This window comes from Pseudoflavonifractor sp. 524-17 (assembly GCF_009935845.1).
GTDB lineage: Bacteria > Bacillota > Clostridia > Oscillospirales > Oscillospiraceae > Pseudoflavonifractor_A.
In genome coordinates this window covers 18,288-32,428 of sequence record NZ_QWEK01000041.1, presented here as the reverse complement: position 1 = coordinate 32,428, position 14,141 = coordinate 18,288, and the positions used below count along the sequence as shown (strand labels likewise).

Here is a 14,141-nt window from a genome sequence, read left to right as displayed (position 1 = left end):
GGGGTCCCGGAGGGGGGCGCGGTGCAGGGCCGGCCGGGGGCGGGGGGCGGCGGGGGACGCCGGCCGGCGGATCCGGCGGGATTGGCGGGTGCGGGAGAGGCCACGGTGCCGCCGAAGCTCTCCACCAGGGCCTTCAGGCCGCCGTTGAATCCCCGGCCCACGGCGTTGAAGCGCCAGTCCGTCCCCTTGCGGTAGATCTCGCACACCACAAGGGCCCGCTCGGCGGAGAACTGGCTGCCGTCATAGGAGAAGCGGCCTGCCTCCTCACCGCCGGCCAGCAGGCGGACATACCCCTTTTTCAGCTCCTGCATGGTGCGGGTGCCGTCGATAGAGGCGGTAAAGGAGAGCTTGTGGATGTGGGCGGGGAGCTGGTCCAGCCGGAGGTGGAACCGGTATGCGCCGGAGGCGCTGCCCGCCTCCAGGCGGACGGCGCCCTCCGGGGTCTGGGTCTGATTGTAGAAGACAAAATAGCGCTCGTCAGAAAGTCGCCCGTCGCTGTCCAGACAGAAGCAGGTCACGTCAATCTCCACCGGGGCAGAGTGGAAGAGTTCTGCCTCCAGCTCCAGCCCGCCGCACAGGGCGGAGAGGGAGGCCTTCTGTCCGCGTAAAAAATCCAGCATGGAAAAATCCCCCTTATCAGGCGTGTTTTTCGGGGAAGATCAGCTTGCGCAGGGTGCCCACCGGCAGAATGATAAGGGAGAGGAGAACAACAACTCCCCACTCATTGACGGTAAGGGGCGCGGTGCGGAGGATGGCGCCGCCGATGAAGGTCATCAGCACCTGGATCACGGCGATCAGTCCCATCACGTACAGGAACATTTTGTTCTGGCCCACGTTGTCCAGCACGTTGAGCTTCTCGGTGCGGACATTGAAGCCGTTGAGCATGGCGCTGAGGACATAGAAGCAGAAGAAGCCGGTCATAAAGTAGATATCGTGCCCCTCGTAGACCACGGCGCCGTCGGCGCGGAACAGAGTCTGGAAGAAGGGGTGCAGCAGGAAGACCAGGCTGGCCCCAGTGAGGTAGAGGCCCGTAGTGAGCAGAGAGGACCACATATTTTTGCTGATGATGGACTCGTCCCGGCGCTTGGGCTTTTCGTCCATATAGCGGTCCAGGGCGGGCTCACCACCCAGCGCCAGGGCGGCCAGAGTGTCCATAACGATGTTCACCCACAGCATCTGGGTGACAGACAGGGGGGTGCCCATGCCCAGGAAGGGGCCGATGAGGGCGATGAGCACGGCGCTGATGTTGATGGTGAGCTGGAAGACGATGAACTTGCGGATATTGTTGTAAATAGTGCGGCCGTAGAGGACGGTTTTCACTACGGAGTTAAAGTTGTCGTCCAGAATGGTGATCTCGGCGGCCTCCTTGGAGACCTCGGTGCCGGATCCCATGGCGAAGCCCACGTCGGCCTTTTTCAGCGCGGGGGCGTCGTTGACGCCGTCGCCAGTCATGCCGACGACAAGGTTGAGCTCCTGAGAAACCCGGACCAGACGGCTCTTGTCCGTGGGCAGGGCACGGGCCACCACCCGCAGCCGGGGAAGAATTTTCTTCAGCTCCTCGTCGGACAGGGCTGCCAGATCCTCGCTGGTGAGAGCCAGATCGTCCGTGGCGTCAATGAGCTTGGCATCCCGGGCGATGGCGGCGGCGGTCTCCTTTTTATCGCCGGTGACCATGACCACCTGAATGCCCGCCCGCTTGGCGGTGCGGATGGCCTCCACAGCTTCAGGACGCAGCTCGTCCCGGATGCCCACCAGACCCACAAAGGTCATGTTCTGAAGCAGGCTGTCCCCGATGGGCTGGTCCGACGTGGCGAAGGCGAGTACCCGCATAGCCTTCTCCGACAGGGCGGCCATGTGGGCGTCCAGATCGGCGCGGACGGCGTCGGTGAGGGGGTGGATCTGGAGGTTTTCATCATAGTAGCTGGTGCAGTTGGCCAGCAGTTTCTCCGGCGCGCCTTTGACGATAGTCTTGTTCAGCTTGCCGGCCATGGTGCTGGCGGAGTACTTGTTGGCGCTGTTGAACATCAGGCTGTCGGTACACTCCAGCTGGAGGGACTCATAGGCCTGGGTCCCCTCTGCCCCGGTGAATTCGTGGAGGGCCCGCTCAGTGGCGTTGCCGCCGGTGACCTGGAGCTTGCCGTGATTCACCAGGGCCACGGCGTTGGTGTTGCCGCAGATATTGATGAGCAGCATCTCCCGCAGGGGGGCGGGAATGGCGTCAAAGCGCTGGAACTCCTTCCCCTGGGGAGAGATGAAGTCCACCACCTGGAGGGCGCCCTTGGTGATGGTGCCGGTCTTGTCCGAGAAGAGGATGTTCAGGCTGCCAGCGGTCTCGGCGCCGTCGATCTCCCGGATAAGGATGTTATCCTTGAGCAGCTTTTTCATGTTCAGGCCGGAGACCAGGGCGATCATCATGGGCAGGCCCTCGGGGACGGCCACCACGATAATAACCACCGCCAGAGTGACCGAGGACACCAGATCCCGGAGGATCTGCATCACATTGGCCCCGGAGAAATAGGAGGCGGCGCCGTTGATCAAAGTGGGCGTAAAGAAGGCGCAGTTGATGAAGAAGGCAATGGCAATCAGGGCGCCGCCGATATAGCCAAAGCGGGAGATGGCGTCAGCCACCTTGCCGAGCTTTACCTTCAGGGGGGATTCCCGCTCCTCGTCTTCTTTCAGCTCCTGGGCCAGACGGCCGAACTGGGAGTGGTCGCCCACGCATCTGACCTGCATAATGGCCTCGCCGGTGGTGACGACGGAGCCCCGGTATACTTTGTGGACATCGAGAAAATCCACTTGGTCGGGGGTGTAGCAGTAGTCTGCGGGGGCGGCGGACTTTTTGGCCTCCTCGCTCTCGCCGTTGAGGCTGGCCTGATTGACCTTGATCTCGCCGTCAACGAGGAAGCCGTCGGCGCACACCTTGTCGCCGGCCTGGAGGAGGACGTAATCTCCGGTGACGATCTCGTCGATCTTCAGATTGCACACCTGAACCTGGCCCTCCCGGCTGCGGAAGACCTTGCAGAGAATCTTGGAGTACTCGTCCTGGAGCTTTTGAAAGAGCTGGTTGTTGGAGTATTCGCTGTAGGTGGACACGGCGGTGGCCAGCACCACAGCGATGGCGATGCCCACGGCCTCCAGCCAGTCGCCCACACCGATGATGGCGAAGACAACGGTGATAATAAGCGCCACGGTGAGAATGCGGATGAGGGCGTCCCCGCGGAAGGTCTCCCACAGCTCCTGCCAGAAGGAGGACTGCTCCGGCGGGGTGAGGGCGTTGCTGCCGTGGGCCTTGCGGCTCTCCTCCGCCTGCTGTTCCGTCAGGGCGTTGATTTCATGGTTTTTCAGCATAGTTTTTGATCTCCTAAATTTGATAAGATACGTTGCAGAACCTCTTGCGTCCCGGCCTGGGCGGGGGCGGAGGAGTACTGGATGGGAAAGCCCCAGTCCCGCCCCCAGAGGTCGCAGTCCCGGAGGGACCAGGCGGTGCGGCAGGCGCGCAGCATGGGCAGGTCGAACCCGGAATCCCCAAAGCCCACGGCCTCCGCCCCGTCCTCGCGCTCCCGGACCCGGGCCAGAACGGCCCCCTTGTGGATGGGCTGTGGAGAGAGGTAGAGCTTTTTTCGCTGGCGGCACAGCGCCCACCCCAGTCCGGCCAGCTCGCCGGCCAGCATATCACAGGCGCCGCCGTCAAAGAGGGCCTCCTCCACAAAGAAGACGGCCAGATACTGGTACCGCTTGGACAGGCACTCAATCCCAGGCAGATGCCGGAGCACCCGCTCAATCCCCCCGGTGAGATCCAGGGGGAGGGCGGACACCGTGCGCTTGACATACGCCGCCCAGTCCCTGTCCTCCACCCCGTCCCGGTAGAGGGAGAGCCCGTTTTGCAGGGCCAGATATCTGCACCGGCCCTCAGACACAAAGTCCACCCGGTTGGCCTGCTCCAGCCCTCTCAGGGTGTTGAGGAAAAAGGTGGCGCGGGCGGACAGGGCCATAAGCGCGCGCCGGGCCTCCGGCGTCATAAAGCCGCAGGGCGCTCCCTGCCGCCGCTCCACCGGGATCGTTGCGGGCCCCAGAGGGTCCAGCCTGCGCGGGGAGAAGATGAGGGTGCGGTCCAGGTCGGCAGAAAAAATCACGGCTGCGCCCCCCTCCGATCCGCGATGAGGCCGCAGCAGAGATAGGGCATGCTGGGGTACACCGTCACGGGCACGCCCCGCTCCCGGGCCAGAAAAAGAATGTGGGCCGCGTCCGGGTGGTTCTCCTCCCGGAGCAGGATCCGGTCCGGCACCCGGCGCAGCAGCACCCGGGTGGCCTCCCCGATGCTGGGCTTGATGCGGTTGAGATCGGAGATGCCAAATTCCGCCCCAATGCGCTCCACCGCGGCCATACCGCTCCAGTCCGGGGCGCGGTCCAGGCGGCGGACGGCCGCAAAGCCGGCGGAAATCTCCCCCCGAAGGGGGGCGAACCAGCGGCACACTCCGTCCAGATAGGCGGCGGTCTGGTCCATAGAGGCGAATTCCCGGTAAACCCGTACCCCGTGGAAGTCATGGGGGCCGATCAGCCCCTCATTGTGAACCGTGCGGCTGATAAGGCCGCATATGGTGCTGTTGAGACAGCAGGAGGGGTTGATGAAGTCCGCGCGGGTGGCGCAGAGCTCAGTGGAGTGGGCGGGGTCGGCCAGCACCGCCAGAACCGGCTGGAGGGCGCTGCCGTGCCGCTGGTTGTAGTCCCGGCAGGACTGGGCCAGCTCCCGGGTGATCATGCCCTTTCCGGTCCAGCCGTCCACAAAGACTACCGGGCGGCCGGGATGGCGGGCCAGAAGGTAAGACAGGGCGTTTTCGTCAAAGCCCTTGCCCCGGATAATGCTCACCCCGTAGTGGGGCAGATCCGCCCCCAGCTCCCGGGCGGCGTACCGCCGCATGAGCACCCCGCAGGGGGTGCCGGCCCGGACCAGAGAGACCAGAACCGGATTGGGATACCGCTCCAGCACCAGCCGGGTGAGAATGCCGGTGTAACGGGCCACCAGGGGGAGCTGGGTGTCCATCAGCCGGCGGAAGAGGGCCAGATAGGCGTTGCTGGGCACCTGCTCAATGGGCAAATCCTCAGAGTAGTGCCGTCCGGCCTGGATCTCCCGCTCCCGCTGGGGGGTGGGGCGCTCCTGCACCAGGCCGGTGACATCTTTGAGGAGCAAGGTAACGTCATCGGGAGAAAAACTGCCCGGCGGAGTCAAAGGGGCGGGAGCGGTCACAGGGGCGTCACCTCCACATGCTCACAGCCCCGGCCCCTGAGCCAGTGGGCCAGCTGGCTGATGCCCTTTATGCTGTGGGGAAGGGCAGCGCTCTCCACCAGAATCACCGCCTGGCGGTACCGGCCCCGGGGGATCTCGTAGAGATAGCCTGCGGGGCTGTACCGGTCCGGGGGTTCAAAGCAGGCGCCGCAGGTGACAGCGGAGCCGGCCAGGGGGTAGATGGGGCTCTGGGTGGTGGAGTGGAAGGCGGTGGCCCCGCAGTACCCGGCGATGAGGGCGGGGGCGTAAATAAACTCCCCTGTCCCCAAAAACAGGGCGTCGTCCCCCCGGCTGCCCAGGAGCTTGGCCAGCTGGGCGCAGGAGCGCCGCTGCTCCGCCTGTTCCTGGGCGGAGAGCAGGGTGCGTCCCGACGTAGGCCGGGGCGGGCCGTCCAGGATGGCGTAAAAGCCGGCGTTGGGACAGCCGGCGCCCCGGAGATCCTCCAGGGCGGTCTGGGGCACGGGGCCCTGCTCCACCTGCCGGATGGCGCCCCGGAGAAGGGAGACCGCCTGAATCTCCACCCCCAGCCGGTCCGCCAGGGCCTGGCGGCTGGCGCCGCCGGACCAGTCCAGGATGGACAGGAGGACAAAGCGTTTGATCTGGAATTGCCGGTGGAGGACCTCCACCAGCTTCAGGGCGGTGTCGCCGGTGGTAAACTCGTCGTCTATGATGACGGCCCGGCTGCACTGGCTGGGAAAACGGCCGCCGTAGGCGAAGTGGAGCAGCTGGGTTTTGGCGTGGGAGTGGGACTCGTCAAAGGTGAGGGTAAACATCCCTTCCAGGGGGAAGCGGGTGGTGGAGAGGTAGGCGCTCTCCCCGGCGTAGCAGGCGGCCACCGCCTGTCCCAGTCCGGTGGCGGTCTCCGCGAAGCCCACAAAGAGAGTGCGCTCCTCCGGTCCCAAGACAATCTGGGTCCGCTCCAGCTCGTCCATGAGGGCCGGAAAGGGGCGCGCGCCGGCGCCCTTGATGATCCCAGCCCACGGGCCGGGTTCGTTGGCCCCCTCCAGGGCCAGAGAGAGCAGCTTTCCTGCCGCCGGCAGCACCGCCGGGCGGATGGGGAGGTGCTTGCCCAGCACCTTGCTGACAAAGAGAAAGGGGCGGTTGGGATTGCGCCGCATGGCCAGGGCAAACAGGTCCTCCGGGGCGAGGCCGAATTTGGGCGGCTCCAACTCCAGCGTTACGGTGAGGCTGTCCCCCAGCGCGGTGGTATAGGCTTGTCTATTCATAACATCCTCCCTGAGATACGGCCCGAATCAGACCGGCGGTGTCCGTGTGCTCCTGATAGACGCCGTAGATCCCGGCCCGGCGGAGTATCTTCCGGGCCCAGAGGGTATGGGGCTTGCATTCATTCATCTTGTTGCGGCGGGCGCTGGCCGTTACTCCGGTCTGTCCCCGGTCCACCTCCAGAATCGAGCGGGCGTCGTGGTAGGCCTCGAAGGGCACCGCATAGCTGGCCTGCACGGGCAGGAGCTGGGTGGGGTGGATGCAGGTCTTGCCCAGAATGCCGTTTTGGAGATCCAGCCGGACCTCCTCCAGCAGGCCGTTGACCTCGCTCCAGCTCTGCAAGGCCCGGGAGCGGGCCAGGGCGCTGTAGAACTCCCACACCGGGCCGCTGACGGTGTAGGCGTCCTGGAAGGCAAAGACCCGCACAATGTCGGCGATACAGCTGGACAGGACGGCGACCTGGTAGGCGGTGGTGTCCACCCCCCGGCGGATGCCGCAGAGGCCGCACAGGTCGGTGGCGCCGATGCGGATATTGAGAACGCGGCCGGCATAGCGATCCGTAATTTCCTTCAGACTCCGGAGAAGCGCCAGCCGGTCGGGGCAGTCCATGAGTGCGGCGGACTCCAGAATGGGCATGGCGTAGAAGGGGACGCCGCTGTCCGCGGCAATGGCGGCGGTGAGGGAGAGGCCCCGTTCCAGGGTCTCCCCGGTGACTTTAGGAAGAATGACGCCGGTGAGGACACCGGCACAGGCCGCAAAGTCCTCCGCCAGACGCTCCAGCATCCGGCTGCTCTCCACTCGGACAAAGAGAAGGGGGAGCCGCTCCCGGGGCAGGGCCCCCCAGGCCACGGCCTGTGCCAGCAAAGCGAGCTGGTTCAAGGTGTTTTCTGCGGCCTGCTCCCGCTGGGCGTCCCCCACGGCGTCCTCCAGACACAGGGCCATGGAGGTGAGTCCCCGGATCTTTCCGCTGCGGATGATGTGGGCAATGTTGGGATTGCCGCCCGGCAGGTAGAGCAGTCCCCCCACCGCGTCCCGCAGGATGTCCCGTTCGGTGTCCCGATCAAAGGGGGCGGGGGGCAGGAAGAAGAGGCTGTTCCGGTCGCCGGGGGACAGATAGTCAAAATAGTTCATAGCGGTGTGCTCCCTTTGTACTTGGAAGAGTCCCCCATGGGCCGGCGTTCCGGCCCCATGGGGGACAAGTCATATCCGCGTGTTATACGTCCAGGCCGTAGGCGCGGCACAGGGCCTCCAGCCCGCCGTTGAAGCCGGAGCCCACGGCGGAGAACTTCCACTCGCCGTTGTGGCGGTAGATTTCCGCGAAGACAATGGCGGTCTCGGTGGAGTAGTCCTCCCCCAGGTCGAAGCGCAGCAGCTCCGCGCCGCTCTGGGTGTCCACCAGACGGACAAAGGCGTTGGATACCTGGCCAAAGTTCTGGCCCCGGGCCACCGCGTCGTAGATGGTGACGGTGACGGCAATCTTCTCCACGTAGGAGGGGACCTTGTCGAACTCAATGGTGATGGCCTCGTCGTCGCCGTCGCCCTCGCCGGTGCGGTTGTCGCCGGAGTGGGTCACGCCGCCGGCGGACAGGTTGTTGTAGAAAATGAAGTCAGAATCGTGGGCGCATTTTCCGCTGGCGTCCAGCAGGAAGATGGAGGCGTCCAGGTCGTAGTCCGCGCCGCTGTCGTACTGCTTGATGTCCCAGCCCAGGCCCACCAGAGCCACCTTCAGATTAGGGGCCTCCTTGCTCAGGTTGATTTTCTGACCTTTGGAGAGATTGATAGGCATATTAAATTCCTCCTCATAGGTAAAAATAGGGAGCGGGATTTGGAATTAGGTATATTTGCGCACCAGATCGGCGATGCCGGGCTCATAGCCGGGCTGGCCGATGGCGTTGAACTTCCAGGCGCTCCCATTGCGGTAGATCTCGCCCACGATCATGGCAGTTTTGCCGGAGTAATCCTCCGTCAGGTTGTAGCTGGCGATGGTCTCGTTGGCGCCCTTGTCGATGATGCGGATATAGGCGTCCTGCACCATGCCGAAGTGCTGCTTGCGCTTGACGCAGTCGTAGATATTCACCACAAAGACAATGCGCTCAATGTGGGAGGGCACCCGGGTCAGGTCCACCTGAATCTGCTCGGAGTCGTCCATGCCGCCCATCTTGCCGCCCACCAGGTTGTCCCCGCAGTGGTGGACGCAGCCGGTGGGGTGGTCCTTGTGGTTGAAGAAGATGACCTCCTCCTTGGAGGGGATGTGGCCGCTGCCGTCCAGCATGAGCACAGAGGCGTCGATGTCCACGTCTACCTTCTGCTTGAACAGGCCCAGCAGTCCGCCGGACTTCTGCACCTCTTTCCAGCCCAGGCCTACCACCAGATTGGTGAGCTGGGAGCCGTCCTTTTTGCTCAGATCGATCTTCTGACCCTTTTGCAGGGAAATGGCCATAGGAAAACACCGCCTTTTCTTTTGTTAATCTGTTTGTTAGACGCTCAGCCCGAAGTTGTTGCACAGGGCTGCCAGGCCACCCTGGAAGCCGGAGCCGATGGCGGCAAACTTCCACTCGCTGCCGTGGCGGTAGAGCTCGCCCACCACGATGGCGGTCTCGATGGAGTAGTCCTCGCCCAGGTCGTAGCGCAGCAGCTCTTCGTTCTTGGCCATGTCCACAATGCGGATATAGGCGTTGGACACCTGGCCAAAGTTCTGGCCTCTGGCCTCGGCTTCATGAATGGTGACGGTAAAGGAGATTTTCTGCACGTTGGCGGGGACCTTGCTCAGGGTGATATTGACAGACTCGTCGTCGCCCTCGCCCTCGCCGGTGCGGTTGTCGCCGGAGTAGACCACGCTGCCGGCGGCGTCCTTGGGATTGTTGTAGAAGACAAAGTTGGAGTCGCTCTCCACCTTGCCGCCCTCGCCGGTCATAAAGACGGAGACGTCCAGGTCGAATTCGTGTCCGCCGTCGTACTTATTGGTATCCCATCCCAGACCCGCCAGGATGGCGTCCAGACCGGCGTTGCCCTTGGTCAAATCGACTTTCTGGCCTTTTGAGAGATTGATAGGCATAATTCAGCACTCCTTTTTTGATTCCAGATGATTTATAAGAACTCCGCCCTGCGGAGAGGGGGACACAGGTTACATATGAGCCCGGGTCTGGAAGTCCTGCTTCAGGGCCTCCAGCTTGGCGGCGTCAGCGGTGCGCTTGGCGCTGGCGTCAGCCTGGATGCGCTGGGTTTCCTCAATGCCGTTGACGATGGTGCGCCAGGTCTGCTCCAGCGTCTCCACCTTGATGGAGCTGGAGGAGGCCAGCTGTGCAGTGAGCTTGGCTTGATCGGCGGTGTTTTTGGCGTTTTTCAGCAGCATCTCATTGGTGCGCTGATCCAGGGCTTCCATGGCCTGAGCCTGAATCTTCTGCCGCTTGAGGAGCACCGCCTGAGTCAGCGCCTGCTTGAACACCGGCAGGGTGATGATAAAGGCGGAGTTGATCTTGCGGATGAGGTTGAGATTGCTGAACTGCATGGACTGGATCATGGGGATGGACTGCATGGCCACGTTTTCCGCGATGCGCAGATCCATCACCCGCTGCTCCAGAATGGTGCGGGCCTGCTGCATGGAGTTGTAGTCCAGCTGGAGCATGTGGTCGTCCGGGCGCTGCTCCAGGTCCGTGCGCATCTGGGCCAGATAGTTGTCCATCTCCTGAAGGCCCTGCTCCCCGGCCAGAATATACTTTACCAGGTCCTGGTAGAAGCCCACGTTGGCGTCAAAGATGGTCTGGAGCTTGCGGTTACTCTCGCCGATCTCCACCTCGTATTTCTTCAGCTCCACATAGACCTTGTCCACCTCCTCGCCCATGGTGTGGTACTTGGCCAGGATCTGGTCCAGCTGCCGCTGCATATTGCCAAAGAGCTTTCCGAAAAAGCCCTTCTTCTCATCGGCGGCAATCTCCTCGATGTCGAACTTGTCCATAATGCGGGCCAGGGTGTTGAGCAAAGTGCCGGAGTCGTTGATCTGGCTCATGTTGACGCTGTTGAGAATGGTGTCGGAGCACTTGGCGATCTCCCCCGCCACCTCGCCGCCGAAGGAGACGATGGTCTGGGGGTCGTTGACACAGATCTGGCTGACCAGATTGTCGATCTCCTGGGAGCCCACTAAAGTCTGGCTCATCTCCTGGCGGCGGAGGGCCACGTCATAGGGCTTGGGTTCGGCCAGGTCGGTGGTGGAGGCGGGACGGCTGTCGTCCTGCCGGGGTGTGTAATTCAGAGCCATATCATTAACCTCCGTTTGAATGGGCGGAATCAGCCGCCGAAGAGCCTGCCCAGCCAGCCGCCGGGCCGTTTGCCGCGCAGGTCGGGGACGGTGAGATCAAAGAGAAATTCTCCTAGGGTGAGGGTGTCGAAGCTGTCCGGCCGCAGGTATTTTTCCAGGTTGCGGTACCCCGTGGGGGTAAAGACCGCGATGTCAAACCCCACCAGATTGAGAAAAGCCAGCAGAATGCACTCCTCCCGGGTGAAGACGTGCTCCGTCACGTCCACAATGAGGAATTTTGGAATGGAGCGGGTGAAATCAAAGTTTTGCAGCAGCCGCAGCAGCTCCTTGTCCAGGTTCATCAGCACACAGAGCATGGCGGCGGGCAGGCCGTCGGCGGGACCTGTGATCAGGTCGTAGTCCATCAGCGCCTGTATTTTTTCCAGAATGTAGTCCTGGGTGTCATCAGGAAGGTGGTCGTATTGATAGGTGCTGGAGGCCTTGACCGCCTTGGGATCCAGCCTGCCGTTATGGATGAGGCCCCTGGCCTGGGCCGCTGTCATGGTAGGGGTCCCGGTCTGGAGAAAGGGGACCTGGGTGACCAGATAGGTGTCCTCTGTGACCATGCCCCGGATGTGCTCCCAATAGGCGGCGGCGTCCCCCTTGTCCACGCCGCTGATCTTGGCGAAGAGGTTGGGGACATAGACCACGCCCTGGTCGGTCCGGAAGGAGGGGCGGTACTGGGCCTCCTCCCGCCAGAGCTGGCCCACCTCGTCATAAGTGGTCTTCAGCGTGACGGGCTGAGAGCGGGTGAACTGCCGGTCCCGGAACATGCCGGTGTCGCTGTAGAGCAGGTGATCCAGCTCCCGGGAGGCGTTGTAGGCGGTGGTGCTGGCCCGCAGCTTTTCCTCCCGCTGGGGGAAGGGCTCCAGGGGCAGCTGGCCGTCGAACAGAACCTCCATCCAGTGGTGGGGGAGGAAGTGGTGCTGAAACTCCGCCCGGCAGGCGGGGTCGGGAGAGAAGAGGAGGACGTCCGCCCCCATCTGGGCCAGGGCCCACAGCAGGGCGGCCTCGCTCTCCGCCGCCGGCCCGTACCGGACCAGCGCCGGGGCCTCCCCGCCCGGGCCGGGGGAGAAGAGCAGCTGGCCGTACCGCCGCAGCCAGCAGGCCAGGCGTACGCCGTAGTTGAACCGGCGGTTGGGGTCGCGCTCGGGATTGGCCTGCATCACCAGGGTAAAGGCCCGCTGGGCCAGGAGATCCGGCACCCGGCCCCGCCCCAGGGCGAGGCGCTGGGCCAGCACGGCGGTGAGATCGGGGTCCCCCTTGTCCACCGCGCGGAAGGGCTGGGTCTCCTCCACCGTGGGGGCGGGGGGCTTTTGCTCCAGCAGCAGCCACCTGCGGCCGCCGCCGTCCAGCTTTCGCTTCAGGTGGAACAGGCGGTTGCGGTAGGCTCCCCGCTCGTCCCCGCCGAAGCACAGGGCGAAAAGGGTAAAGAGCTTTGGCGCCGCGCCGCCGGTTCCCCGCTGCTTCCGGGGGAGGAGAACGGCCTCCCACACGGGCCGGTCCCCCACCCAGGTGTTGAGGATGACCTCATCCTCCAGCACCGCCCAGGGGGGCGGGCAGTTGGCGGGCCGGGCGGGAGATGGGGGACTCGCCCCGCCGGAACGGTGGGGCGGGGGAGCCGGCCGGGCGGTTGGGGACGCGGGTCTGGGGACCGGCGGGTCCTGGCCGGCAAAGTGCCGCTCCGGCACAGCGAGCCGGGAGCCCTGAATAAGCTGAGAGAAGTCCGCCCCCCGGGCCGCCTTCTGATAGGACGCGTCTGAGGTAAAATGGACATACCACACATCACAGCCGGCCCGGTGGAGAATGTGGAGCAGCAGCAGGGCGTACCGGGAGATCTCCCCTTCAAAGAGAATCTTTGGGGGGACGTTTTTGCCGATGCCGGATACCACTTTGCCAAAGGGGGCGCGGAACCAGCACATGAACTTGATATAGGCGTTGCGGATAATATTTTCATTGGCCCCCTGGGCCTTGAGAAGCTCCAGCGCGTCGAGCACCGCAGCGGCCAGCGCCTGCCGCTGGGCGGGCCGGAGCTGGCCCAGCCAGACGGTGAGGTGCCGCTCCACAAGGGGGCGGCTGAGGGCGAACTGGGCGCCGGCGGCGTCGAAAAAGCGGGCGGTCTCCGGCTCGGCGGGGTTGTCCAGCCCGGCGCGGAGGCAGAGCCCGCCGCCTTGGGTGAGCTGATAAAAACGCCGCAGCTGCGCCGCAGAGGCCCCCGGCCCGTCCAGCCCGATGAGGCGGAAAAAGACGCTGCGCCGGTCCGGCCGCTGGTCCAGGGGGAGAAAACTGCGTTCTAAGCGGGTATCGCCAGTCATTGTGGTGCGCTCCTGTCATAGGGATGATTTGGCGGCGGTGAAAAAGCGCACGCCGCGTTTTTTCAAATACCGCGCTTATATCATACCCCTTTTTGTATCATTTGACAATGAAAACATGGCTGACCTATTTGCTGTTGCTGGTATTCATGTTCATACTCTTGGTGGACCCGCCCACGGCCCGGGCGGCGTTGATGGTATTGTACACCTTGATGGTGGGGGCCAGCCAGACGGTACCAGTGCCCCGGTAGACGTTGACCAGACCCTCCCCGCTGACGGCGGAGCCCAGCAGGGTCTTGGCGGAGCGCTCCACCGTGAACTGGAGATTGCCGGAGCGGAGGACAGCAAAGTTTCCGTCCACCCGCAGGGTGTCGTTGTTCAGCTCGATCACATCGATTTCGCAGGAGGGGACGGGACACTCCAGCACCACCAGGCCGGTGCCGGACAGGGAGATCTGGAACAGGCCCTCACCGCCGCCCAGGGCGGCGGAGACGCTGCGCTGCATAATGGGCTTGACGGTGACGCTCCCCTGGGCGCAGTAGAACATGCCCTTGTCCACCACGATGTCCTCGTGGTCCAGCTGGAGGAGCAAAAAGTGCTGGAACGAGGGCTCCAGTACCAGCATCCCGCTGCCGCTGTACTCAGGCTGGGCGGTCCCCTCGCCGGTGACCGCGCCGGAGAAGAGCCGGCCCAGGGCGTTGCCGGCGGTGACGCCGGAGACCATCTCCAGCGGGCCCTGGAAGTAGCTCATGGCGCCGGGCTCCACGGAGACCTTGTCCTTGGTGAGGTAGACGGCCACCTGCCGCACCTTGATATTCTGCTTTGCCATAAAATAGAGGTCGGAGGCGGAGAAGGGATTGGTGGAGCCCAGCAGCCGCTGATACTCCATCACGTCGATTTTGACGCCGCCGTACTGGGCAGAGTCGATGATTTTGATATTTTCCCGGGTGCCGATTGCGTTATAGACCATATTGCAGCCCTCCATACATATATAGATGCCGGAGTGTTAAAATTGGCGGAAATTCTC

The 14,141-nt window shown here is 63.7% G+C and carries 12 protein-coding genes; all 12 read right to left on the bottom strand.

Annotated elements, in window-relative coordinates:
- A partial coding sequence (locus D1159_RS13990; RefSeq protein WP_161846280.1) for a TerD family protein occupies positions 1–620 on the bottom strand: 620 nt, incomplete at its 3' end.
- Positions 621–636: 16 nt separating this feature from the next.
- Positions 637–3,348 carry a calcium-translocating P-type ATPase, PMCA-type gene (locus tag D1159_RS13985; RefSeq protein ID WP_161846279.1) on the bottom strand — a complete coding sequence of 904 codons (2,712 nt, stop codon included), beginning with the start codon at positions 3,346–3,348 and terminating at the stop codon, positions 637–639.
- Positions 3,342–4,133 (bottom strand): hypothetical protein, encoded by a 792-nt coding sequence (locus D1159_RS13980; protein ID WP_161846278.1) that lies wholly within the window; start codon positions 4,131–4,133, stop codon positions 3,342–3,344. The genes D1159_RS13985 and D1159_RS13980 overlap by 7 nt, the downstream gene beginning before the upstream one ends.
- Positions 4,130–5,245, bottom strand: coding sequence for a cysteine protease StiP family protein (locus tag D1159_RS13975; protein ID WP_161846277.1), 1,116 nt, complete (start codon positions 5,243–5,245; stop codon positions 4,130–4,132). Before D1159_RS13975 ends, D1159_RS13980 begins: the two co-directional genes overlap by 4 nt.
- Positions 5,242–6,510: a phosphoribosyltransferase domain-containing protein gene (locus tag D1159_RS13970; RefSeq protein ID WP_161846276.1), complete on the bottom strand. Its 1,269-nt coding sequence runs from the start codon at positions 6,508–6,510 to the stop codon at positions 5,242–5,244. The genes D1159_RS13975 and D1159_RS13970 overlap by 4 nt, the downstream gene beginning before the upstream one ends.
- Positions 6,503–7,639, bottom strand: coding sequence for an HpcH/HpaI aldolase/citrate lyase family protein (locus D1159_RS13965; RefSeq protein WP_161846275.1), 1,137 nt, complete (start codon positions 7,637–7,639; stop codon positions 6,503–6,505). Before D1159_RS13965 ends, D1159_RS13970 begins: the two co-directional genes overlap by 8 nt.
- 82 nt (positions 7,640–7,721) lie before the next feature.
- Entirely contained in the window at positions 7,722–8,294 is a 573-nt protein-coding gene (locus D1159_RS13960) for a TerD family protein (RefSeq protein WP_161846274.1), read from the bottom strand.
- Positions 8,295–8,339: 45 nt separating this feature from the next.
- Entirely contained in the window at positions 8,340–8,948 is a 609-nt protein-coding gene (locus D1159_RS13955) for a TerD family protein (protein WP_161846273.1), read from the bottom strand.
- Between the two features lie 36 nt (positions 8,949–8,984).
- Positions 8,985–9,566, bottom strand: a complete 582-nt coding sequence (locus tag D1159_RS13950) for a TerD family protein (protein WP_347563698.1) — start codon at positions 9,564–9,566, stop codon at positions 8,985–8,987.
- A gap of 66 nt (positions 9,567–9,632) precedes the next feature.
- On the bottom strand, positions 9,633–10,763 hold the full coding sequence (locus D1159_RS13945; protein ID WP_161846271.1) for a toxic anion resistance protein: 1,131 nt from the start codon (positions 10,761–10,763) through the stop codon (positions 9,633–9,635).
- A 29-nt stretch (positions 10,764–10,792) separates the two neighbouring features.
- The gene (locus tag D1159_RS13940) at positions 10,793–13,117 is read right to left on the bottom strand and encodes a YceG family protein (protein WP_161846270.1); all 2,325 of its coding nucleotides are present in this window, start codon (positions 13,115–13,117) and stop codon (positions 10,793–10,795) included.
- Between the two features lie 124 nt (positions 13,118–13,241).
- Complete coding sequence (locus tag D1159_RS13935) at positions 13,242–14,084, bottom strand: AIM24 family protein (RefSeq protein ID WP_161846269.1); 843 nt, start codon at positions 14,082–14,084, stop codon at positions 13,242–13,244.
- Positions 14,085–14,141 lie beyond the last annotated feature (57 nt).

What these genes read in the sequence shown, in the direction of transcription:
- D1159_RS13985 (WP_161846279.1), bottom strand. Translation starts at nt 3,348, where the DNA reads ATGCTGAAAAACCATGAAATCAACGCCCTGACGGAACAGCAGGCGGAG.
- D1159_RS13970 (WP_161846276.1), bottom strand. Translation starts at nt 6,510, where the DNA reads ATGAATAGACAAGCCTATACCACCGCGCTGGGGGACAGCCTCACCGTA.
- D1159_RS13965 (WP_161846275.1), bottom strand. Translation starts at nt 7,639, where the DNA reads ATGAACTATTTTGACTATCTGTCCCCCGGCGACCGGAACAGCCTCTTC.
- D1159_RS13960 (WP_161846274.1), bottom strand. Translation starts at nt 8,294, where the DNA reads ATGCCTATCAATCTCTCCAAAGGTCAGAAAATCAACCTGAGCAAGGAG.
- D1159_RS13955 (WP_161846273.1), bottom strand. Translation starts at nt 8,948, where the DNA reads ATGGCCATTTCCCTGCAAAAGGGTCAGAAGATCGATCTGAGCAAAAAG.
- D1159_RS13945 (WP_161846271.1), bottom strand. Translation starts at nt 10,763, where the DNA reads ATGGCTCTGAATTACACACCCCGGCAGGACGACAGCCGTCCCGCCTCC.
- D1159_RS13940 (WP_161846270.1), bottom strand. Translation starts at nt 13,117, where the DNA reads ATGACTGGCGATACCCGCTTAGAACGCAGTTTTCTCCCCCTGGACCAG.
- D1159_RS13935 (WP_161846269.1), bottom strand. Translation starts at nt 14,084, where the DNA reads ATGGTCTATAACGCAATCGGCACCCGGGAAAATATCAAAATCATCGAC.